Genomic DNA, 22,084 nt, shown 5'->3' with positions numbered 1-22,084 from the left:
AATATACGTTTTTGCCCACGCAAAAACACCTCCGATTAAAGTACTTTTGTAAAGTGTACCATCACGAAGGTGTTTTATATTGTCTCGCTTAATTATGTTAGTCTAACCGGAAAAATTCCGGTCGCGCCTTTTTGTGAGTTGGGCGTATTTCGATTGAAGTTGGGCGTATTCCAGGCAAAGTTGGGCGTATTTTCAGAAATAGCTCCACGTCCATAAAAAAACAGGCTTCCGGGGAAGCCTGTCATCTTGCTGTTATTTACCGACGATAAATTCCTCGTAACGGTCGTAATCGGCGCGGCTCAGTTCAACTCGGAGCGACGTGCCTTCTTCTTCGTATTCCGTCTCGCGGATAGTGGCTGTGTCGTTCAGATAAGCGACGATATCGCCGCGGTTGAATGGAATGACCAACCGGCAAGTCACGTAATCGGCAAAAATGCGCTGCTTGATCATTGCCAGCAGTTCATCAAGCCCTTTGTCATTTTTCGCTGAAATCCAGAGGCCATCGCCATTGGTTTTAGGATGTGGAATATCGGCAAGGTCAGATTTATTGTAAACGTAAAGAGTTGGGATATTTTCCACTCCCACTTCGTACAGCGTCCGGTTCGTGACATCCATCATATGGCGATGTTCTTCGTGGGAGACATCGACGACGTGCAGGAGCAGGTCCGCATTGCGGGCTTCTTCAAGCGTTGAGCGGAATGCCCGCACAAGATGATGCGGAAGTTTGCTGACAAACCCTACCGTATCGGTAAGGAGGAAGCTTTTATTGTCATCCAATAAGATTTGGCGGACGGATGTTTCCAAAGTAGCGAAAAGCATATCTTTTTCGAAGACCTGTTTTTCTTCCTGCTGTCCCGTCTTTTTGAGCAGTTCGTTCATGACAGTCGATTTGCCGGCATTTGTGTAACCGACGAGGGACACCACCGGCATGCCTTTTTTCAGGCGCTGCTTGCGCTGGGTCACCCGCTGGTCTTTGATGTGTTCGAGTTCTTTATGAAGCTTGGCAATCTGGTCTTCAATTTTCCGGCGGTCGAGTTCGAGCTTCGTTTCCCCGGCACCCCGGTTCGCTACTCCGCCACTGCTGCTCCCGCCCTGGCGCCCAAGTGAAGCGCGAAGTCCGATAAGCCGAGGCATCATATATTGCAATTGCGCCAATTCCACTTGCACCTGTGCTTCACGCGTTTTGGCGCGGCGGGAGAAGATATCGAGAATCAGCATCGTCCGGTCAATAACTTTGCATTCCAGATCTTCCTCGAGATTCCGTATTTGCGAGGGCGATAATTCGTCATTGAATATAATCAGGTTCGCATCTGTTTCTTCATAAAATGCTTTGAGCTCATCCACTTTCCCTTTCCCAACGTAATGGGAAGGATTGATGCGGTCCAGATTTTGTGTAATTTCACCAAGCACTTCAACGTTGCAGGCTTCAGCAAGATTTCTAAGTTCAGCCATTTCATAGTCGAAATGCATATCTTTCTGCAGTTGCACGCCGACAAGTACCGCTTTTTCAATCAATGTTTCCATATGCACATTCTCCTTTGCAGCCCGTTTATAAAAACTGCTTCTAATCCCTCTATTTTATCACAGCTGCAGCCTTTTCTTAAATTCGGGCTACGGCAGGAAATAAACACCTTTTTCAAATGCCAGCCGTTTTGTGCCGTTTTCGAAATGAACTTCCTCCAGCCGCTCCTTATGTCCTTCCAGCTTACGGAACTCGATCAGGCAATTGGGCAATTGCAAACTTCCACCCAGGAGCACTTTCCATCTGTCACTCATTTCTTCCACATCTTCCACACCAAAAACACAACGTGATACTGCAATTTCCTGTTGGGTTTCCGTAATTGCCCCTGTCGCCTTAAGTCCTTCATAGCGTTCTGTATCGGTTTCATTCCACTGGATGAAAAATGGATTCGGCAACCGGGCTGATGGTTCCTCGTTGATGAACAGCATTTTCCATTCGAGCAGTTTGCCTTCAGCAGTCAGGCGGCTGCCGTCCAGAATGCCGCTCGTTTGAAAGCCGGAGCCGATTAAGCGCCTGTTCAACTCTTCAATAGAAGTGGTCCTGAAGCAGAGCGTGCCAAATCCGGACCCATTATGGAGCAGCAACTTCGTTAATGGATGGTCGGCTCGTTCAGCAATTTCCCTGTTTTCGATTGCCAGCCATTCGATGTAACTGTCCCTGCCATAAAATAAGGCATTGCGGGTGCCCCATTTTTCATGGCGTCCCCCGACTACGGCGTGCAGAGTTTGCTGTTTCCAGAAACTTACCGTATCTTCCGGAGTGCTGTCCGTAAAATGTACAACATGATCAAATTTCATCGATTCACTTCCTTTATTTATTTAAATTTCAAGGGATGTAACAAGAACTTTTGAAACTTCCCAAGCTCACTTCCTTCTATAAAATCCCCTCTAAATTCTTTCCTTTTTCCCATATGGGTGGTTTTCATGCGTTATTTTCGATAGGCTGGGGTATATAGAAAAATATCTTCAAAAAAAATCAGGAGGTCGACATGGACAAAAAGTTATGGACAAATCCCGTCTTCATCGTTTCAACAGCAGTGATTCTGCTGCTTGTAATGCTTGGAGCGTTTGTAAACGAACAATTCAAATCAGTATCAGATACCTTATTCAGTTTTACAACCGATAATTTTGGTTGGTTCTACTTGCTCGCGGTATTCATCATTACCCTTTTCCTCATCCTTATATCCATCAGTAAATACGGTAATATCCGCCTTGGAGCAGATACAGACCGTCCGGAATTCCCATTCTTCACCTGGATCGGCATGCTGTTTTCAGCCGGTTTCGGCGCTGGCCTCGTATTTTGGGGCGTAGCTGAGCCGATGAGCCATTTCTTCACCACCCCTTTTGGCAATGAAGCACAAACTACGGAAGCTGCCCGCATTGCGATGGGCTACTCATTCTTTCATTGGGGCGTCAGCCAATGGTCCGTATTCGCGATAGTCGGACTCGTTATCGGATTCCTGCAATTCCGGAAAAAAAAATCCGGACTTGTTTCAACTGCACTGGCGCCGGTGGTCGGTACCAAGCCACTGATCAAGCATTCCATTGATTCACTTGCTGTTATTGCCACCGTCATGGGGATTGCTACCTCCCTCGGTCTTGGCGTACTGCAGATGAATGGCGGTTTGAACGCAGTTTTCGGTATTGAAAATTCGTTCACCATCCAATTGACAATCATCGGAGTCATGTTTGCCGCTTATACTTTATCGTCATCCACCGGATTACATAAAGGAATCGCTTATTTAAGTAATTTAAACCTGGGCATTGCTTTGGTTCTGATGGTATTCGTATTCTTTGCCGGACCAACCGTCTTTATCATGGAAACCTTCACTCTCGCTTTAGGTGACTACATTACAAACTTCGTGCAATACAGTCTCCGGATGGAACCTTACGCGGACGGCGAATGGGTCCGCGGCTGGACCATCTTCTACTGGGCTTGGGCAATTGCCTGGTCGCCATTTGTCGGCGCTTTTGTAGCCCGTGTTTCCCGCGGCCGCACAATCCGCGAATTTGTTCTCGGAGTTCTCGTCATTCCACCGGCAATCGCCTGTGTCTGGATCGCCGTATTTGGCGGAACTGCGTTGTATTACGATTTGAATAATGGAGCTGGAATCGCAGAAGCGGTCGATAACGATCTGACTTCGGCATTGTTCCAGACTTTCGATGTGCTGCCACTTACAACTATTATGTCAGTAGCCGCCATCCTATTGATCTTTACATTCCTGGTAACTTCTGCTGACTCCGCCACTTACATTCTGGCGAGTATGACAAGTTTCGGCAGTCTGAATCCACCGACAGCCTTTAAAGTGATCTGGGGAGTACTGATGTCTTCAATCGCTGCTGTACTGCTTTTCTCAGGTGGCCTCGAAGCGCTGCAGACTGCATCCTTAATCTCTGCACTGCCGTTTACTGTGCTGCTGCTGCTGATGGTCTGGTCATTCATAAAACTCATTCGCAATGAAACGCCGCCAGTACGCAAATCGGATGTGCGCCAGTTTAAAAAATTGGAACGCGAAGCCCGCAAGGATCAGCGGAAATAGAAAGACCAAAACAAAAAGCTCAACCCTTTCCTAACGGAAGGGTTGAGCTTTTTTCTTTATTGTCCAGACTCCAGCGACCCAGCTCTTCGGGTCATAAGCCAACCCAACTGCCGTGGCGAAAAACGCCACTCTGCTGATCTGTCTTATGCCTCCCAGAGCTTAACGGGTGCTGTCGCTTTTCTATACTTATTTATCTTCTTTAATCAAACGTACAGTTTCATCAAATTCTGTTTCAATTTCTGCATTCGGTTTGTATGTAATAAGACTTACCAACCATGCAACCAATAAACACAGAATGAATCCTGGAATGATTTCGTAGACGCTGCCAATGAAGTTGGTAGTTGCAGTTGCACCATCATCTCCTTCAGCAGTTCCAGCCAAGTCCCAGATGATGACAGTAGCGGCACCAACGATCATACCGGCCAATGCGCCCATGCTAGTGAATTTGCGCCAGAATAATGACAAGAGAATCAGCGGGCCAAATGCAGCACCGAAGCCTGCCCAGGCATAGGCAACCAAGTCAAGAATTGTCGCATTTCTTTCCCATGCAAGGAAAGCAGCTACAATCGCAACCAGCAACACGCCGGCACGGCCAAGATTCACAACAATCGTATCTGAAATTTTCTTTTTAAATGCAATCTTATATAAATCTTCCACCAATGCGGATGAACTCACGAGCAATTGAGATGAAATCGTGCTCATGATGGCAGCCAATACTGCTGCTAACATAAGTCCGGCAATAAGCGGGTGGAACAGGATTTGACCGAGTGCGATAAACACTGCCTCGGGATCCGTCAATGTTGCAGTCGGATTCTGCTGGAAATAGGCGATACCTACCAAAGCAGTTGCAGTGGCACCAAGCAGGCTTATGATCATCCAGCCTATACCGATGCGGCGTGCCTGACGTACTTCACCCAAAGTTTTGATTGCCATAAAACGGACAATGATATGAGGCTGGCCAAAGTAACCAAGGCCCCAGGCTAAAGCAGATATGACACCGATGGCTGAAGCACCGGTTGTAAAGTTAAGCAATGTCGGATCTACAGCACGGATGCTTTCCGCAGTTTCACCGAATCCGCCAGTCGCGAAAATCCCTAAAGTAGGAACTGCGATCAAGGCAAGGAACATCATAACACCTTGTACAAAGTCAGTATAGCTGACTGCAAGGAATCCGCCGAATAGAGTATATGCTACAACTACTCCGGCTACGACCAGCAGACCAACCTGATAGCTCATTCCAAATGAACTTTCGAAGAATACACCACCTGCGACCATCCCCGAAGACACGTAGAACGTGAAGAAAATTAGAATTATAATACCTGAAACAATTCTTAATAATCGTGAAGAATCTCTCAAGCGATTTTCCAGAAAACTCGGGATTGTAATCGAGTCTTTCGTTACGAGTGAATAGACGCGCAAACGCGGCGCCACGAAATACCAGTTTAAATAGGCACCGATCGTCAATCCGACCGCTATCCAAACTTCCACTAGACCACTGACGTAAATGGCACCAGGAAGTCCCATTAACAACCAGCCCGACATGTCGGATGCTCCTGCACTGAGTGCAGCTACGGAAGGTCCGAGACCACGTCCTCCGAGCATGTAATCTGATAAATTGACGGTTTTGCGATAAGCATACCATCCGATGAACAACATAGCGATGAGGTAAATAATTAGCGCTATGATTTGATAAGTTAAATCTGACATCTTATCTCCCCCTTCGTTTCTATTGTAACATCCTGAGTCTTTAATACCAGTAATTTTTTGTTTTACTTCCTATTAAAATGGGGAAATTAGAGGCAAGGAGGCGATTATGGTGCCATGGAATAAAGATGATTATCCGGATTCATTCAAGAATTTAAACGCTGACGTCCGAAACAAAGCTATTGAAATTGCCAATGCTTTATTGCGTGACGGCTACGAAGAAGGACGGGCAATTCCGATTGCGCTCGACCGCGCCAAATCCAGTGTCCACGGTGATGAAACACAGCCTGTTTATGAAATCCGGTCCCATGATGAAGGCTGGCAGCTGAAGAAAAAAGACAGCAAGAAAGCGATTCTGATTGAAGAAACCAAAGAAGAACTGATGGGTGACGCCAAACGTTACGTCAATAAAAATAACGGCGAGCTCCACATCTACACGGAAGACGGAAAACTCGAAGAAAAATTATATGAATGAGCCTTGATGAACCTGTCATGAGGATTAAAAAGCATTGCTGGATTTCAAAATGGCACAAAAAAACCGACGAAGAATCAGCATTTTCTTCGTCGGTTTTTACTTGGATTATTCAGAAAGAATCATTTACTTGAACCAGCCTTTTTCTTTGAAACGGGAGATGGCTTCAATCCGGTTGCCGACTTCCAGCTTATCAAGAATAGTGGAGATGTAATTCCGTACGGTACCGGACGTAATGAATAATTCGCTTGCGATTTCATTGGTGCTGCGTCCCTGTGCAATTAATTCCATTACTTGTTTTTCCCGTTCAGTCAACGGATTGTCCCCCTCATACGCAAGATCAACGAGTTCGGGAGCGTAAATGCGGCGCCCGTCCATGATGCTGCGAATTGAAGTGGCGAGATCCTCACTTGGGCTGTCTTTCAACAGATAACCACTGACACCGGCTTTCCTTGCCCGCTCAAAGTAGCCTGAACGTGCGAATGTTGTCAGGATAATAACTTTACAAGGATGTTCTTTCAAGTGTTCGGCAGCATCCAACCCACTTTTTAATGGCATTTCAATATCCATGATGCATATATCGGGATTCAGATCTGCGACAAGATCCACAGCCTCCTGGCCGTTTGCAGCCATTCCAACTACCTCCATATCCTCTTCAAGGTTGAGCAACGACCCCAATGCTCCGAGCATCATGCGTTGGTCTTCCGCCAATACGATTCGAATCATGCCATCTCCCCCTTGGAATTATAAAGAATCACGTTAGGTACCCGAATGTTCAAAGTCATCCCTTCCGCACCTTTAATATCGGCAGAGCCGTTGATGAATTCGAGACGCTCCCGCATTCCTGCCAGGCCATTTCCTTGCATAAATACGCCAGTTTCCGGCAAGCCGACTCCATCGTCCTGCACTTGCACCAATACTTCCTGAGGCGTCTGTTTAATTAGAATTGTGCATCTGGTCGCCTGGCTGTGCTTAACGACATTATTGACCGCTTCTTTCAAACACATGCTGAGTACATTCTCCACCAGCAAAGGCGTATTTTTCAGTTTCGGACTGCCATACAGGACAAAATCGATTTCTCCCGCTTTTAAAATCTGCTGTACCCTTAGCAGTTCATCTTCCAGCTTGGTGCCCCGCATATCCGACACCAATTCACGGACTTCTTTCAAAGCAGTGCGCGCAGTCTGTCTGACGTCATTGATTTCATTCAGCGCAGCTTCCGGATCCCGGTAAATCAATTTACTCGCCAGATCACTTTTCAAGCCCATCAACGAGAGTTTTTGGCCGAGCGTATCATGAAGATCCCGTGCAATCCGTTCTCTTTCTTCTATAATAACCAATTGTGAAATCCGTTTATTCGCGTCTTCCAATTGGCCTTCGAGCTTTTCGCGTTTATTGCGGTTATAAGTATTGAAAGGCAGCAGGATAACGCCCAGAATCGTCAACACGACAAATGGCAACTGGGACATAAAGAGATTGCTGTGCAAGGCGATACCGAACGCTACTGTTGCGATGGTCGTTCCGATGTGGATGCCATAAATGATAAAAAAACCGACTTTGTTGCGTATATTGCCAATAAAAAAAGCCACGAAAATCGCAAGATACACATATCCGAAAAGATAGGTCAATACGATATTGACCGTCATTTCAAGGCTTACCCATACGTAAACAAAGCCGCTTCTTGAGTTGACTGACAAACGGTACGCCAAAAAGAATAACCCCAAAAGGACAATGCCGACGGTAATTTCAATCGGAGATGACGACCGGAAAATGAAGAAGAAAGGCAAAATACAAAAGATTACCCAGGCATATAGGCTGAGCCAGGGATTTTTCGGAAATAATTGATACCAGCTTTGCATAAGCTCATCCTCCTGTTGCTGTTATTATTCATGATACCAAATTCGGGACCAAAGAAAAAACCATTCCGCTGAGGGAATGGCTTTTCAAGTTAATTTTCAGCTGTCTTCTTGGAATCTTGCAGAAGATGCTTGATGTCACCAAAAGTTACAAAGGTTTTATTATTTGCATCATAGACTTTATAGCGCAAAGATTTAAGGCTTGATTTGATATTGATCGTCGTTGCCTGATGAAGAGGCGGTGTTGATTCGTGTGCTTTTTCCAAATTATAATTCGGAACCCGCGGGCTCAAGTGATGCACATGGTGGAAACCGATGTTTCCTGTAACCCATTGAAGAACTTTCGGAAGCTGGTAATAAGAGCTTCCTTCTATAGCTGCCTTCACATAATCCCATTCACTTTCATCTTCAAAGTACGAATCTTCAAATGTATGTTGGACATAGAAAAGCCAAATGCCGAATGCGCCGGCAACGAACATCGTCGTACCTTGCACAATCACGAATGCCTGCCAGCCGATTGTCCAAATAAGAAGTGAGTAGATGACCACTAACGAGAAGTTGATCAAGTACGTGTTATTGCGCTCTTTTTTACGGGCGTCTTTACGGTTGAAACGGCTTGAAATCAATACGAGGAACAAAGGACCAAATCCGAACATGACCAGCGGGTTGCGGTACATGCGGTATTTGAAACGTTCCCATTTCGAAGCTTCTACATATTCATCGATTGTCATGACCCAGATGTCGCCAACTCCACGCTTATCAAGGTTTCCGCTTGATGCATGGTGAATTGTATGCTCGCGTTTCCATTTTTCAAACGCGAATAAAGTAATTATCCCGGTAATTGTTCCGACAACGGCATTCGCTTTTTTGTTCTTAAAGAAGGAACCGTGTGTGCAATCATGGAAAATGATAAATGTTCTAATGACAAATCCTGCTGCAACGATTGATGCCGCAATGGTCAACCAGATTGAAACATCCAATGCCAGATACGCAAGGAACCAAAACAGGAAGAATGGCGGTATAGTGTTAACCATTTGTTTGACACTTGCTTTTACATCGGCCTGTTCAAAGGGTTTCACGAATTTACGGAGTTGTGCTGTTTTTTCTTTACTCATAATCATCCTCCTAGTTCGGACATTTTGCGTCCGTTTAACTTATTAACCTAATAATAATAAAAATGGCAAGGTTAAATAAGTCATAAACGCACGGATTCATACATGACACTTGTCATGTATTTGTCGAAACAGGCAATACGGGTTGAGCTAATAATCGATATTCCGCAAGACAGCTCGCTTGCCTAAACCCGTGCTCCTGCATCGCTGCGCTGCTTCGTCGCAAAGAGTTGCCCTCGCAGGCTTCGGTCAACTCTTCGCTGTTTTGCTCCATATCTTAGAGACTCTCTACGCCAGAGTTTATCACCCAGCAACGGCGCGGCTCAGGAGCAGGCGAATGCCGACGAAGCAATAAGACGAGTGTTCTTCTCGGCTTATTGCGGGAGCTAAGGTCGCCAAACGTAGATGGCGCACCTTTGCGACGAGCAGTGCGCAGGAGCATAACCTTTGCCATGTCCAAAGCGACGAAGCGGCATATTTATGCTTTCTCTTTTGTTCGACTTGTATAGTTTCCTTTTTCAGCAAGCAGGGTAAAGTAACATTAATGCATTTAAGATGTCCCATTAAAAGAGGTGGAATCCATGATTTATCTGGTTGCAATTGTAATGATTTTTTCCATCCCGTTAGCAGCGATCATCACATCCCATCTGGAAACCCAAACCAAGCTGAAGCATAAGATGATTGAAAGCGAAGTTGAACTTGAAAAGCTTAAGCATGAAAATTATGTTATTGAAACGCAGAAACTGCGGCTGGAACTGGAACAGATGAGATTGGAAGACGCGAAAAAAGAGCAGGACTTTTTAGCAAAATAAAAAGCAAAGCTACATAAGCTTTGCCATCAAACACTCACACCGCCGAGAAATTCTCGGCGGTTTTTTCATTGCTTTATGCCATAATCTGTTGCTCGATTTCTTTCAATCCATAAAAATACCCTTGCCGTTTCATCAATTCAGCGTAAGAACCACTCTCAATCAGCTTGCCGTTTTCCAGGACGATTATTTGATCCATCCCCTCGAGTCCGCTCAAGTCATGGCTTACGATGATGAAGGAGCTGTCCGGATTATTTTTAAACAACCGCTCATAAATAACCTTGCCTGTAGCTGAGTCAACAGATGAAACGGGTTCATCAAGCATCCACAATGGACTCCGTTTCAAAATCGCTCTTGCGATTGCAAGACGCTGCCTTTGTCCTCCGGAAAGGTTTTGCCCTTTTTCTTCAACTTCCATTTGAAGAGAAAAATCGCTTAACTCCACTGCTTCCAGAGCCGCATTCATCTCTTTGTCATCAGCCTGCGGATCGGCCAATTGCAGATTACTGCGGATTGTACCATAGAAGAAATGGTTTTCCTGGAGCACCACATTGAGCCTTTGCCAAATGCTTTCCTGAGAAAATTCTTCTGATTTCCTTCCATTGAAAAGAACATGACCTCCTTTAGCCGGCAGTATATCCATCAGCACCGCTAAAAGAGTGGATTTTCCAGAACCGCTTGGTCCGACAATCGCCGTTTTGCTGCCCACCGGAAAATCAACAGTGATGTCTTCCAAAGCCGGCCGCTGTTCCCCTGGAAAAATATAATGCAGATTTTCCGCGGAAATGGTCAGCGGTCCCACCGGCAACTCTGCCTCTCCTTTTATACGGGGTGTTTCATCTACGATGGATTCGAGCCGGACGGCCGCTTTGCGGCTTTCTTCAAAATGTGCCGGAAACGCTGCCATTGGAGAAATATTCTCAAAAACGCCCAAAGAAACCATTACGAGCATCGCCAGGAACAAGCCATCCAATTCACCGGCAGCAGTGGAATAGGCACCAGCTGCAAGAACCGCCAATGAGACCAGAAGTGCGAGGAAACCATTGGTCGACTGGCTGTACACTTCTTCTTTCCCTTCATTCTTCTGTTCATCCTGATAAGAATCGACCATTTTTACCAATTGCTGTTCCTTACCGTTCAGCTGCTGGTAAATTTTCAAGTCGCGGAAACCGAAAAGGAACTCAGCTGCTTCTGCAGATAAAACCCCGCGGCTCTCCCTTATCTTCCAATCTTTCCGACTTTTTCTCCAGGCGAAGTAAGCCGGAACCATCACAGCAGTGAGAAGGTATCCAATAGCCAGAAGAATTGCTGTATAGATTGAAAAATAGAGGGTAAAAAGAATAGTGCCGGAAAAAACCATCAATAAAACAACGGGCGGATAGAAGACACGCAGCAGAAAGTTCTGTAAGCTCTCCACATCCCCGATAATTCTGGCCAGCAGATCTCCGCTGCGGTATTTCCCGTAAAGTTCCGGAGCAAGAGGAGCGAGTCTTTCAAAAAATGAAACCCTCAGATTGCCAAGCATCGTGAAAGTCGCTCTATGCGAAAACAGCCTTTCTGAGTAGCGGCTGATTGCTGAACTCAATCCGAATAGTTTCAGGCATGCACCAATAACGATCAGCACCGTCATTTGTCCAGTCAAAGCCGCTTTGGAAATCAAATAGCCGCTGGAAGCCAATAACGCGACACTTGCAAAACCTGCAAGCACCCCAAAAACAATTGCCAATGCCACATCCCGTTTTTCCCGCAAGGTTAATAGCAGTATCTGGGTTAATTCTTTCAACGCAATGCACCTCCCTGTTGAAGCGGCAGCAGATCCCGATATGGCTCGAAGCTTGAGGCCAGCTCTTCATGTGTTCCGGAAGCAGCCAAATGGCCATTCTCAAGATAAATGATTTTGTCAGAAGACCGGATCGTGTGCAATCTGTGTGCCACTGTTATTACTGTTGCGTAACGTGAGAGCTCTGCCAGCGACTGCTGCAGGACCATTTCTGTCTGCAGATCAAGACCGGTCGTCGGTTCATCAAACAGGATAATGGCAGGCTTTTTCAAAAAAGCCCTGGCAAGAGCAATTCGCTGCTTTTCGCCCCCGGATAAACCGCGCCCGCCTTCGCCGACCATTGTGTCATATCCTTCCGGCAGTGAATGGATCAGTTCTGAAATTCCGGCCTTTTCCGCCGCTGCAGCAATCTCTTCCTGGTTTGCTTCTCTATTGGTGCCAATGGCGATGTTTTCTTTGATTGTACCGGCAAACAGATAAGGAGATTGGGAAATATAGCTGAGCTGCGAGAACCAGGAGTCTTCACTAAGGTCGCTCCGACTTCTTCCGTCAACCAGAATTTCACCCTCCATTACCGGCAATAACCCGGCAATAATATGCATCATTGTCGTTTTACCCGAACCACTCTTTCCGATGATGGCAACTTGACTGTAAGGCTCCAGTTCCAGGTCAATATTGTTCAATCCGAATTCGCTGTTATAAGAAAAACTGATCCTTTGGAGCCTGATATGCGGAACCTGTCCTTCTTTCAAATCAAGATCTCCCCACACTACGGGCTTCCGGTCTTTCGAAAGCTCATCATTCAGGAGCTGCGAGGCTGATACGCTGCCGCGCGCCGTGTGGAAGGCACTGCCGAAATCTTTCAGCATCGTAAAGAAATCCGGTACCAGGATCATGATAAAGAAGGCACTGAAGAAACTGATATTATCAAAAACAACAAGCCGCAATCCGACTTCCAGAGCGATGATCCCGATGCTCAACATCGAAATATACTCAAGTGTCAATGAAGACAGAAAGGCCGACTTCAAGACGTCAACAGTGGAATCCCGAAAATTTTTGCTGCTCTTTTCAATTTTTTCTTTCTGCTCATTGCCTCGTCCATATAAACGTAATGTCGTCAGCCCTTGCAGAATATCCAGGAAAGTTCCGGAAAACCTGTTGAGCTGCTCCATTTTTTCGTCAGCTTTTTGTTTTGTCCGCTTGCCGACGATGGCCATGAAAACAGGGATGAATGGTGCTGTTACCAGGATAATCAAACCCGTCGTCCAGTTTTGGGAAAAAACCACCACCAGCAGCATCAGCGGAATAATATAACTTTGAATCAATTGAGGGATGTATTTACTGAAAAAGCCGTCAGTCTCATCCACGGCATCCATCAGCAAACTGACTTTCCGGCCGGAATGGCTTTCGGCAGAAGACAGTAAAGGGTCTTCGGCAAAAGAACGGATCAGTTTCATTCGCAGCTGTTGTTTAACAGCAGCAGCCATTTCGACACCTGTTCGTCCGATAACGTAACTGGAGAGAGACCGAATGATGATGGAGAATAACAATGCATAGAGAAACGGCAGTATTTCTGCAAAACTTCGATCCTTCATAAAGACCCCATCCACTGTAAGAACGAAAAATACAGCCTGGCCGATTGTCGCCGCCCCTTTCAGGACAGACATCGCAATCAGCAGGCCAACTTCTTTTTTCTGTTCAAATGCAAGCCGTTTCAAGTCCTTCATACAGTTCTCCCTCTCCATTCATATAACCCTATTATAAAGGATATTGCTCCATATTCCGTTCCGAGGGTCTGAGCGCTGCAGAAAATCAGCGATATTGTTACAGCCTTGTTCACAAAAAGAAAGGGATTATTTCCCGGGAAATAATCCCTTTCTGCAATCGAGTAGGAGGAAGTGATTAACTCCCGACCTCTCACACCACCGTACGTACCGTTCGGTATACGGCGGTTCAATTAAGATGCATAACGCAAAGTTTCATAACGTGCTACCAGACTTTTGAGCCCTTGGGAACTCCAGTAGGAGTTGCCGAGGGCTCTATGCAATACCGGACTCTTTGAAATCCGCCAGTAGCTCTTCCGTGAATTGCCCCATTCGTACGCCTTTCCTTTCGGAATGCCTAGTCCAGTGAGCTTTCGCACTTTTGTGCTCGGCTTTTTCCAATCCTTCCACATGCACATGCGGAGTCTTCTTCGAATCCACGATTCAAGGTTCTTGAATATGCTGGGGGTATCTGCCAACGCAAAATAACCGCACCAGCCCGTCAAGTATTGGTTCAGCTTCTCGATTCGAACTTCCATGGAGTACGGTTTCTTTCGTGAGGTAATCTCTCGGACTCTGTCTTTCATCCGGTTGATACTCGCTTTGGCAATCCGCACCTTGGGTTCTTTATGGAACGTGAAACTGAAACCGAGGAACTTCCGTTTCCACGGTCGGTCTACTGCGGATTTATTCACATTCACTTTCAACTTCAGCTTTCCTTCAATAAAAGAGGTCACCGACTTCATGACCCGATTTCCTGCTTTGGGTGTTTTCACATAAATATTGCAGTCATCGGCGTAGCGGATAAACTTGTGACCACGTTTCTCGAGTTCCTTGTCCAATTCATCCAGAACAATATTCGAGAGAAGTGGGCTGAGGGGACCTCCTTGCGGAGTGCCTTCTTCACTGTTCATCACGACCCCATTTATCATGATGCCGGTTTTCAGATACTTATGAATGAGCTGAAGCAGACGCTTATCCTCGATTCGTTTCGTGAGTTGCCCCATGAGCTTGTCATGGTTCACCCGGTCGAAGAATTTCTCTAAGTCGATATCGACCACCCAACGATTGCCTTCCATCATAAACTCTTTCGCTTTCTTGACCGCCCCATGGGCACTCCGTTTTGGACGGAATCCATAACTGTGGTCGGAAAACGTCGGGTCATAGATAGACGACAACACTTGGGCAATCGCCTGTTGAATGAACCGATCAATCACGGTAGGGATGCCGAGCAGACGCATGCCGCCGTCAGGTTTCGGGATTTCGACCCTGCGGACCGGCTGCGGCTGGTAGGTTCCCGACAGAAGTTCCATTTTCATGGTGTCCCAGTGTTCGATGACGTGCGCTCGCAGGTTTTGTACGGGCATTTCATCGACACCATGGCTTCCTTTATTACGAACCACACGGTTCAGGGCGCGTATTAAATTTTCCCGTGATAGAATCTGTTCCATTAACATTCGTTATGCCTCTTTCCGTGAACAACGGTTCTTCTTTATCCAGTTCTGCTCCACCCTCTTGATGTCCCCAGTGGAATTCACCACGTCCTCCAAACAAGTAAGCCCTAACGGGTTGTCTGTGTTCAGCGCAGAAACTGCCTGCCAAGATGTTGTTCTCTCTTAATTGTTCAGCCCTTCCCACTCGTCTCGAGACGAGATGGTACTATGGCTTCTGCTGACTTCTGATTGTTCAGCTACCCATCACTGGGTAGGTTACCAAGGGTACTTGGCGTGCCAATCAGACCTCCCCGGGTAAGAACGCAATCTTTCCCTCCACCTATCTGCTTCATTTACTGCATGCGACCTTCGGCAGAAAGGGCTTTGCCTTGTGTTGCAGACTCACCCAATCGCACATAGCCTTCTATGAAGTTCGTGTTCCTCAGACCGGAGGTTTGCCGCCCGCTTCCTTCAGATTCCACGTCGCCGTGGACACCCTTGCGCTTGGCTGACTGTTACTTCTGCCTTCACAGTTCGGGACTTGCACCCTATAGATTACGCCCATGCCGGGCACACAACGAAAACCCGCATACTTTTTAAAGTTTGCGGGTTTCAGGTTCTATTGGGATAAGGGTCCATTCCATTTTCCAAAGTGGTGAGGGCTTTTTGCAGCAATGTGATATCTTCTTGAATCTGCACGCGCAAAGAGAGGTCCGGACATTTCCGATACTCATCGCGTAATTTGTACAGTTCGCAAACGAAAACGACTTTTTCCTCTTCTTCCACCATTTTAGCCACCTCACAGCATAATAGTTTAAAAGACTCGCATCGTAATACCTATTTCTATGAGTTGGATTATACTCCGAATAGTCAGAAAATGCTATTATTTTTTATTTCATATCAAAAGCCACAATACAGAGTAAGCCAACATCCCTATCGCGAAAGAGAGAAAACTGCTTTCCCGTTCTTCGGGAAGTTCTTCTTTCATGACATTCAGGATTACGCCTCCGGCTAATAACGCTACAAGGAAAGAGACGACTACTTCTCTTACTTCCGTCAAAATCCCAACCAGCCAGCCAATAATAATTGCCGTAGTCAAAAGCCATCGCCCGTATTTGTCATAATCCTTTTCATGAGTGCTGCGCAAAGATTTATCAATAGTAATAAAATGCAGCCCCATCGCAACAAAATAAAAGAACATTCCCCACCTGTTTTCAAACTGATCATGGACCAGTAAATATCCGATCAGGGAATTGTATAAAATAAATGTCCCAATATGCAACCAGAAAACGCCTGCCCCAGCCTGGGGTTTCCTGCCTCTCTTTTTCTTTGATTTTTTGACCATCACTTCCAAACCATAAAAGATGGCAAGTCCCATCATCGCCATCAAATAGATGTGGCTTTCAATAAACCCCCATGCACTCTCACCCAGTTCCCCTTCCAGGTCCTGTTGAAAATGGCCCAACTCAGGCAGAAGATGCAAAAATACATATGCTACCGATATGCCACCGACGCCAGATAAAAACCGACTGCGTGGTACCACATCAAGAAACTTCATATTTTTTGAAAAAAGATGAATAAGTACAAAACCTATAATATAAAGCAGCGTGTTCCAAAACATCTGAATCACTCCGTCCGTAATTTAAATAGCAAATCTTTTATATGGATTCACTGCAAATTTCCCTTAATATTTTTTGATTGCATCTTTAAACATACAGAAAAAGCAGATGAGAAGTCTATTGTCTCATCTGCTTTTATCTGTCATATTATTGCTGGCCCTTACCATCTTTAATCCACTGGGCCACTTCTACTGTATGTTTCGCCTGATAGATGACTGCATCCTGCACATCTTCCACCATATTACCATCCTGATCGACTGACACACTTGTGCCGTATGGATTCCCGCCGGCTTTAAAGAGAACTGGATCTGCGTAGCCAGGAGCCGCAATGATCGCTCCCCAATGGAACATGGAGGTATAGAGCCCAAGAATGGTCGCTTCCTGTCCGCCATGAGGATTTTGTGCGGAGGTCATTCCGCTCACAACTTTGTTTGCCAGTTTCCCTTGTGCCCACAAGCCGCCTGTTGTATCCAGGAATTGCTGGACTTGTGAAGAAACGTGGCCGAAACGAGTCGGTACACTGAATATGATTGCATCCGCCCACTCCAGCATATCAACCTCTGCTGTCGGCACATCAGTGGTTGCATTCAAATGCTCACGCCAGGCAGGATTCGAATCAATTGCTGCGTCCGGTGCGTTTTCCTGCACTTTTGCAAGTTTCACTTCCGCTCCCGTTTCCTTAGCCGCTTCTTCAGCCCATCTGGCCAACTGATAGTTGGTACCCGTCGAGCTGTAATAAATAATCGCTAATTTTACATTTGCCATTTTGCACATCTCTCCTTTTTTATAATGTTTCCAGGGCAGTTACAGTACAACCAAATATCCTGTATTCAAGATAATTGTTACTTTCCCCCTTTCCCCTGAAACCGGAGGGATTAAACAATTTCTGCTGTTCTGGATAGCGGGCGGCACCCTTAAAACTATTGACTAATCGAAAGAAAAAGCGCCGCAATAGGCGCAGCGCCATGACTCATTTATACTGGTTTCAGTTCCTTAAAAATAAATGCTGAATACCTTCAGTTTTTTTCTGTCAGCTCTATGGATTGCTCACGCAGTTTGAATTTTTGGATTTTACCTGAAGCTGTCATCGGGTACTCTTTGGTGAACTCGAAATACCTCGGAATTTTATGCCGTGAAATTTTGCCGGTGCAATAATTGCGGAGCTGTTCCGAATCCAGCTGTTCCCCTTCTTTCAGGATGATCCAGGCCATCAGTTCTTCTCCGTATTTCGGATCCGGCACGCCAACGACCTGCACATCCTGGATGGCCGCATGACTGTAAAGGAATTCTTCGATTTCCCGCGGATAAATATTTTCCCCGCCCCGTATGACCATGTCTTTGATGCGGCCGGTGATCGCGATATAACCGTCTTCATCTTCCATTGCAATATCGCCCGTATGCAGCCAGCCTTCCGAATCGATTGCATTGTTCGTTGCTTCCTCGTTTTGGTAATAGCCTTTCATAATATGATAGCCCCGTGTGCAGAGTTCTCCCGGAACTCCAATCGGCACCGTTTCACCAGTGGTCGGATCGATAATCTTCACTTCTACTTCCGCATGAGGTTTACCAACAGTCGAAACCCGTTTCTCAATATCGTCGTCCGCCCGTGTTTGGGTGATGACTGGCGAAGATTCCGTTTGGCCATAGGCAATGGTGATTTCTGAGGCCCCCATATCGCTGATCACTTTTTTCATCACTTCAATCGGGCAAGGTGACCCCGCCATGATGCCGGTCCGCAGCGTTGAGGTATTGAATGATGCAAAGTCGGGATGATTCAATTCCGCGATGAACATTGTCGGAACTCCATGAAGACCCGTGCATTTTTCATCCTGCACCATCTGCAGCACTTTTTTCGGCTCGAATTGTTCAGCAATGACCATCGTCGTTGAATGCGTAACTGCCGCCATCGTTCCCAGCACACAGCCAAAGCAATGGAAGAACGGAACCGGAATGCACAAACGATCACGTTCCGTCAGGTTCATCGTATCACCGACCAGTTTACCGTTATTGACGACATTCAGGTGTGTTAGCATAACGCCTTTCGGAAACCCTGTCGTACCGGATGTGTATTGGATGTTAATGACCTCTTCCGGATCCATCGACTCAAAACGCTCCTCCAGCTGCTCGTCAGATACTTCATCAGCGAACGTTTCAAATTCGCTCCATGTAAAGATGCCGGGATAATTGTTTTCGCTCATGACGATTACGCGTTTGAAATGTGGAAGTTTGTCGCTCCGGATATCTCCTTTATTCGAATTCTTGAGCTCGGGACAAACCGCATTAATAATATCGATATAATTATTTCCTTTGAATTCTTCACCGAGGACCAATGTGGTCGAATCTGATTGCTTCAATAAATATTCCAGTTCAGTCGATTGATAGCTCGTATTAACGGTGACCAGCACGCCCCCCATTTTGCCGGTGGCGAATTGGCTCAACAGCCATTCCCGTTTATTATCCGACCAGATGGCGATATGTTCGCCTTTTTCAATGCCGATGCCAATAAAAGCTTTGGCCAGTCTGTCCGTTTCTTCGTCAAATTCTTTATAGGTTTTGCGGATTCCGTGTTCCGGATAAACGTATGCTTCTGTTTCCGGATGGAGAGATGCTTGTTCCCGGACGGTTTGTCCGACAGTTTGATGTAAAATCGCCATTTCCCTACCTCCAATGTGTAAACGTTTTCACTAATTATGTGTTGAACTACTATTCTATAGTAGCCGATATTCCGCAAAACAGCTTGCTTGCCTGGGGGCTCGCGCTGAACTAACTCGGGCTCTTCGCCCGAGTGGATTTCAGCACTTCGCTTGGTCCCCTGGGCGTCTTCGCTGTTTTGCTCCATATCTCTAAAGAGTTTCCTTAGCGCCGGCGCGCCTCAGGACTGGGCGAAGCAATAAGACGAGTGGTCTTCTCGGCTTATTGCGGGAGCCAAGGTGTGCCATACGAAGATGGAACCTCCTTTGCGACGAGCTTGCGCAGGAGCATAATCTCTGCCCTTGTCCACAGCGCCGAAGCGGTTTATAATGTGAAATTCTTTAGTTCAACTTATTCCCTTACTATATTATCATAAAATTCTAAATAATTTAATATGTGCTGTGACATTTCCGGAAACAGTTACTGTCTCATTTGCCGGGTTCCGTGATAAACTTGTCTTATCTTGAATCAGGAAAGGAACTACCATGGAATTACACGAAATGCATATGAAACTAGCGGAACAGCTCGATGAGCAAAAGCTTGTTTCTGCAACTATCAGCCAGCCGCGGCAGAAGTCGGGCGATTTGAAACGCGTCAAACTGAAACCTGTCGAAATCAAAAACAATTATTATATCCAATTCGAGTACCAGCATGAACATGTGCTGAAACATAAAAATTTAACTTCAGAAGAAGCGGGTGCGGAACTTGAGAATTTATTCACGGAGTTTCGCCAGGGGCTTTTTCAATTCATGGAAGAAAAAGTTCAGATCCAGCTTTCCAAGAAATTCAAAGTGAGCTGGAAAACCGAAGAGACCGGTAAAAAGCAAGTTGAATTATCGCATAACCGGAAAAAACAATATTTGCTGGAAGACGGCATCCCTTATCCTTTTCTTGTGCGTCTCGGGGTGCAGAATCTGGATGGCAGCGTAAAAAAACAAAAATACGATAAATTCCGCCAGATCAACCGGTTTATCGAATTTATCGATGACGCGCTGGTCCACCTTCCAAAAGACCGGACTGTGCGCATACTCGATTTCGGTTCGGGGAAATCCTATCTGACGTTTGCACTGTATCATTATTTGCGCGTGGAAAAAGGGCTTGATCTTCGGGTGACAGGACTTGATCTGAAGAAAGAAGTCATTGAGGAATGCCAGATGATTGCGGATGATCTGGGCTATGCTCAACTGGAGTTTCTTGTTGGGGATATCAATGATTATAACGAGGAATCGGCAGTCGATATGGTGGTTACCCTGCATGCCTGCGATGTTGCGACCGATATGGCATTGTCCCGCGCAGTCAAATGGAACGCTAAAGTCATATTGAGCGTCCCTTGCTGCCAAAGTGAGCTGAATCACCAGATCGAATCACCTGCACTTGGCATTATGCTGCAGCACGGCCTGATCAAAGAACGTTTCAGTGCGCTGGCGACGGATTCCATCCGCGCTGAATTGCTGTCGCTTATCGGATACGAGACACAATTGATGGAATTTATCGATATGGAACATACACCGAAGAATATTTTGATCCGCGCCTATAAAACCGGACGGAAGCCGGAAGCCGGACAATTGGAACGCTATCGCCAGTTTACGGGTATGCTGTCCGCCAAGCCGTTTCTTGAAAACGAATTAAAGGAGTTACTATGAAAAAAATTCATATTGTAAATGGCATCATCCTGGCATTCTCTGTCATCCTGGTGCGTTATATTGATGTACACGTCTATGATATGCATATCGTTATCAATTTGCTCGTTTTAGTTGGATTGATTGTCGGCGGGATGAAATTTATCGAGCGTTTTCCGGCACTCGATGACAGCGTCAGCAAAAAAACCGGCAGGATCATCAACACAATTGTTGTGCTGACTATTTTTATCGCGTTTTTCGTACTCGAATTATAATCTAAAAGAAGCATAAAAACCGATATTGCGCAAAACAGCTTGCTTGCCTGGGGGCTTGCGCTGAGCTAACTCGGTCTCGTTTCACTTCGCCCGAGTGGATCTTGCACTTCGTCGGCATCCGCCTGCTCCCCTGGGCGTCTGCGCTGTTTTGCTCCATATCTCAGATCCAACTCCAGAAGGAGTAAAGGTTGAATTTCAGAAAGTAAAAGTTAGTCATTTTCTTTCTAAACTGGTTTGAATGAAGCGGCAGGCGGCGACTCCATCGGGAGCAGTGAAGGAGCATAGCGACTGAGCGAAGCTAGTCCTGAGACCCCGCAAGAGCGAAGCGATGAGGAGGCTCAGGCAGCTCCCCGAGGAAAGCGTCCGCCTAGAGCGAAATTATTGGAGAAGTTGCCGGTTTCTCGACAACCTGAGAAGCAGCCCCCATTTTTCTGGAGGCTGCTTCTTTTTCTCTTTATGGAGAGTTTTCGTTCGGTTTTTTATTTGCCTGTTCCTGAATTACTTCTCTTATATATTTTTCAACCGGTTCCAGTGTGAATTCAAGGCCGCTGCTTTCCAGATTGTTCTCCAAATAATCCAATTGATGATCTTCCACAGCTTCAGATTGCAGGTTCAAAGCGCTATTTACGTAAAGCATCCCCTTATTGGTAGCCATCGGGCTGTCTATGCCGTCTTCCTTAAGACGGGCTTCCGCTTTTTCGACGCCAAAAACCAGCCCCTCTTCTTCCAATTCCTTGACTGCCTTCCGGTAACGTTCTTCACCTATACCGTCGGAAAGCCGTTGCTCCAGCCCTTTGATATCCTCCAGAGTGGCTCCCTTGAAATATTGTGCATAATACGCGATGAGTATCTGCTCTTTATCCTGCAACTCTTTCATTTTTATTCCTCCC

19 protein-coding genes are annotated in these 22,084 nt (G+C 46.1%); 5 read left to right on the top strand and 14 right to left on the bottom strand.

All coding sequences use genetic code 11. From position 1 onward, the window contains the following. Nucleotides 1-252 precede the first annotated feature (252 nt). Both hflX and ACFQ1X_RS12565 read right to left on the bottom strand, forming a co-directional pair. Nucleotides 253-1,524 (bottom strand): GTPase HflX, encoded by a 1,272-nt coding sequence (gene hflX / locus ACFQ1X_RS12570; protein WP_144839170.1) that lies wholly within the window; start codon nucleotides 1,522-1,524, stop codon nucleotides 253-255. Nucleotides 1,525-1,611: 87 nt separating this feature from the next. Beyond that, nucleotides 1,612-2,319, bottom strand: coding sequence for a VOC family protein (locus ACFQ1X_RS12565; protein ID WP_144839172.1), 708 nt, complete (start codon nucleotides 2,317-2,319; stop codon nucleotides 1,612-1,614). A gap of 191 nt (nucleotides 2,320-2,510) precedes the next feature. Here ACFQ1X_RS12565 and ACFQ1X_RS12560 point away from each other — a divergent pair, with 191 nt between their 5' ends. Beyond that, the gene (locus ACFQ1X_RS12560; protein WP_144839174.1) at nucleotides 2,511-4,061 is read left to right on the top strand and encodes a BCCT family transporter; all 1,551 of its coding nucleotides are present in this window, start codon (nucleotides 2,511-2,513) and stop codon (nucleotides 4,059-4,061) included. Nucleotides 4,062-4,247: 186 nt separating this feature from the next. Here ACFQ1X_RS12560 and putP read toward each other — a convergent pair whose 3' ends face one another. Further along, entirely contained in the window at nucleotides 4,248-5,768 is a 1,521-nt protein-coding gene (gene putP / locus ACFQ1X_RS12555; RefSeq protein ID WP_144839176.1) for a sodium/proline symporter PutP, read from the bottom strand. 109 nt (nucleotides 5,769-5,877) lie between these two features. On the opposite strand from putP, the gene ACFQ1X_RS12550 reads away from it, so the two are divergent. After that, nucleotides 5,878-6,240 (top strand): DUF2188 domain-containing protein, encoded by a 363-nt coding sequence (locus tag ACFQ1X_RS12550; RefSeq protein ID WP_144839617.1) that lies wholly within the window; start codon nucleotides 5,878-5,880, stop codon nucleotides 6,238-6,240. Nucleotides 6,241-6,363: 123 nt separating this feature from the next. On the opposite strand, the gene ACFQ1X_RS12545 is transcribed toward ACFQ1X_RS12550, so the two are convergent. The 3 genes from ACFQ1X_RS12545 to ACFQ1X_RS12535 form a co-directional block, all read right to left on the bottom strand. Next, a complete protein-coding gene (locus tag ACFQ1X_RS12545) occupies nucleotides 6,364-6,963 on the bottom strand; it encodes a response regulator (RefSeq protein WP_144839178.1) in 600 nt (199 codons plus the stop codon). Next, nucleotides 6,960-8,096 (bottom strand): sensor histidine kinase, encoded by a 1,137-nt coding sequence (locus ACFQ1X_RS12540; protein ID WP_144839180.1) that lies wholly within the window; start codon nucleotides 8,094-8,096, stop codon nucleotides 6,960-6,962. The genes ACFQ1X_RS12545 and ACFQ1X_RS12540 overlap by 4 nt, the downstream gene beginning before the upstream one ends. Nucleotides 8,097-8,185: 89 nt before the next feature. Next, on the bottom strand, nucleotides 8,186-9,208 hold the full coding sequence (locus ACFQ1X_RS12535; RefSeq protein ID WP_144839182.1) for a fatty acid desaturase: 1,023 nt from the start codon (nucleotides 9,206-9,208) through the stop codon (nucleotides 8,186-8,188). Between the two features lie 578 nt (nucleotides 9,209-9,786). Between ACFQ1X_RS12535 and ACFQ1X_RS12530 the strand changes: the two genes are divergently transcribed. Continuing rightward, entirely contained in the window at nucleotides 9,787-10,017 is a 231-nt protein-coding gene (locus tag ACFQ1X_RS12530) for a hypothetical protein (protein WP_144839184.1), read from the top strand. 73 nt (nucleotides 10,018-10,090) lie between these two features. Here ACFQ1X_RS12530 and cydC read toward each other — a convergent pair whose 3' ends face one another. The 7 genes from cydC to ACFQ1X_RS12495 form a co-directional block, all read right to left on the bottom strand. After that, on the bottom strand, nucleotides 10,091-11,797 hold the full coding sequence (gene cydC, locus ACFQ1X_RS12525) for a thiol reductant ABC exporter subunit CydC (protein ID WP_144839186.1): 1,707 nt from the start codon (nucleotides 11,795-11,797) through the stop codon (nucleotides 10,091-10,093). Beyond that, nucleotides 11,794-13,521, bottom strand: coding sequence for a thiol reductant ABC exporter subunit CydD (gene cydD, locus ACFQ1X_RS12520; protein ID WP_144839188.1), 1,728 nt, complete (start codon nucleotides 13,519-13,521; stop codon nucleotides 11,794-11,796). The genes cydC and cydD overlap by 4 nt, the downstream gene beginning before the upstream one ends. A gap of 230 nt (nucleotides 13,522-13,751) precedes the next feature. Beyond that, nucleotides 13,752-15,014, bottom strand: coding sequence for a group II intron reverse transcriptase/maturase (ltrA, locus tag ACFQ1X_RS12515; RefSeq protein ID WP_144839190.1), 1,263 nt, complete (start codon nucleotides 15,012-15,014; stop codon nucleotides 13,752-13,754). A 588-nt stretch (nucleotides 15,015-15,602) separates the two neighbouring features. Continuing rightward, entirely contained in the window at nucleotides 15,603-15,779 is a 177-nt protein-coding gene (locus ACFQ1X_RS12510) for a hypothetical protein (protein ID WP_379082791.1), read from the bottom strand. Nucleotides 15,780-15,885: 106 nt separating this feature from the next. Then, nucleotides 15,886-16,611 carry a hypothetical protein gene (locus ACFQ1X_RS12505; protein ID WP_144839192.1) on the bottom strand — a complete coding sequence of 242 codons (726 nt, stop codon included), beginning with the start codon at nucleotides 16,609-16,611 and terminating at the stop codon, nucleotides 15,886-15,888. A gap of 145 nt (nucleotides 16,612-16,756) precedes the next feature. Then, the gene (wrbA, locus tag ACFQ1X_RS12500) at nucleotides 16,757-17,374 is read right to left on the bottom strand and encodes an NAD(P)H:quinone oxidoreductase (protein WP_144839194.1); all 618 of its coding nucleotides are present in this window, start codon (nucleotides 17,372-17,374) and stop codon (nucleotides 16,757-16,759) included. Between the two features lie 251 nt (nucleotides 17,375-17,625). Beyond that, nucleotides 17,626-19,263 (bottom strand): AMP-binding protein, encoded by a 1,638-nt coding sequence (locus ACFQ1X_RS12495; protein WP_144839196.1) that lies wholly within the window; start codon nucleotides 19,261-19,263, stop codon nucleotides 17,626-17,628. Nucleotides 19,264-19,785: 522 nt separating this feature from the next. Between ACFQ1X_RS12495 and ACFQ1X_RS12490 the strand changes: the two genes are divergently transcribed. Both ACFQ1X_RS12490 and ACFQ1X_RS12485 read left to right on the top strand, forming a co-directional pair. After that, nucleotides 19,786-20,943, top strand: a complete 1,158-nt coding sequence (locus ACFQ1X_RS12490) for a class I SAM-dependent methyltransferase (RefSeq protein ID WP_144839199.1) — start codon at nucleotides 19,786-19,788, stop codon at nucleotides 20,941-20,943. Further along, a complete protein-coding gene (locus tag ACFQ1X_RS12485; RefSeq protein ID WP_144839201.1) occupies nucleotides 20,940-21,194 on the top strand; it encodes a hypothetical protein in 255 nt (84 codons plus the stop codon). Before ACFQ1X_RS12490 ends, ACFQ1X_RS12485 begins: the two co-directional genes overlap by 4 nt. A gap of 454 nt (nucleotides 21,195-21,648) precedes the next feature. Here the strand turns inward: ACFQ1X_RS12485 and ACFQ1X_RS12480 are convergent, their stop codons facing one another. Beyond that, nucleotides 21,649-22,071 (bottom strand): hypothetical protein, encoded by a 423-nt coding sequence (locus ACFQ1X_RS12480; protein ID WP_144839203.1) that lies wholly within the window; start codon nucleotides 22,069-22,071, stop codon nucleotides 21,649-21,651. Nucleotides 22,072-22,084: the final 13 nt, after the last annotated feature.

The sequence above is a fragment of the Metaplanococcus flavidus genome, assembly GCF_042675885.1.
Classification (GTDB): Bacteria; Bacillota; Bacilli; order Bacillales_A; family Planococcaceae; genus Planococcus; species Planococcus flavidus.
The sequence above is the reverse complement of the archived record's forward strand: the minus strand, read 5'-3'. Positions and strand labels throughout refer to the sequence as shown.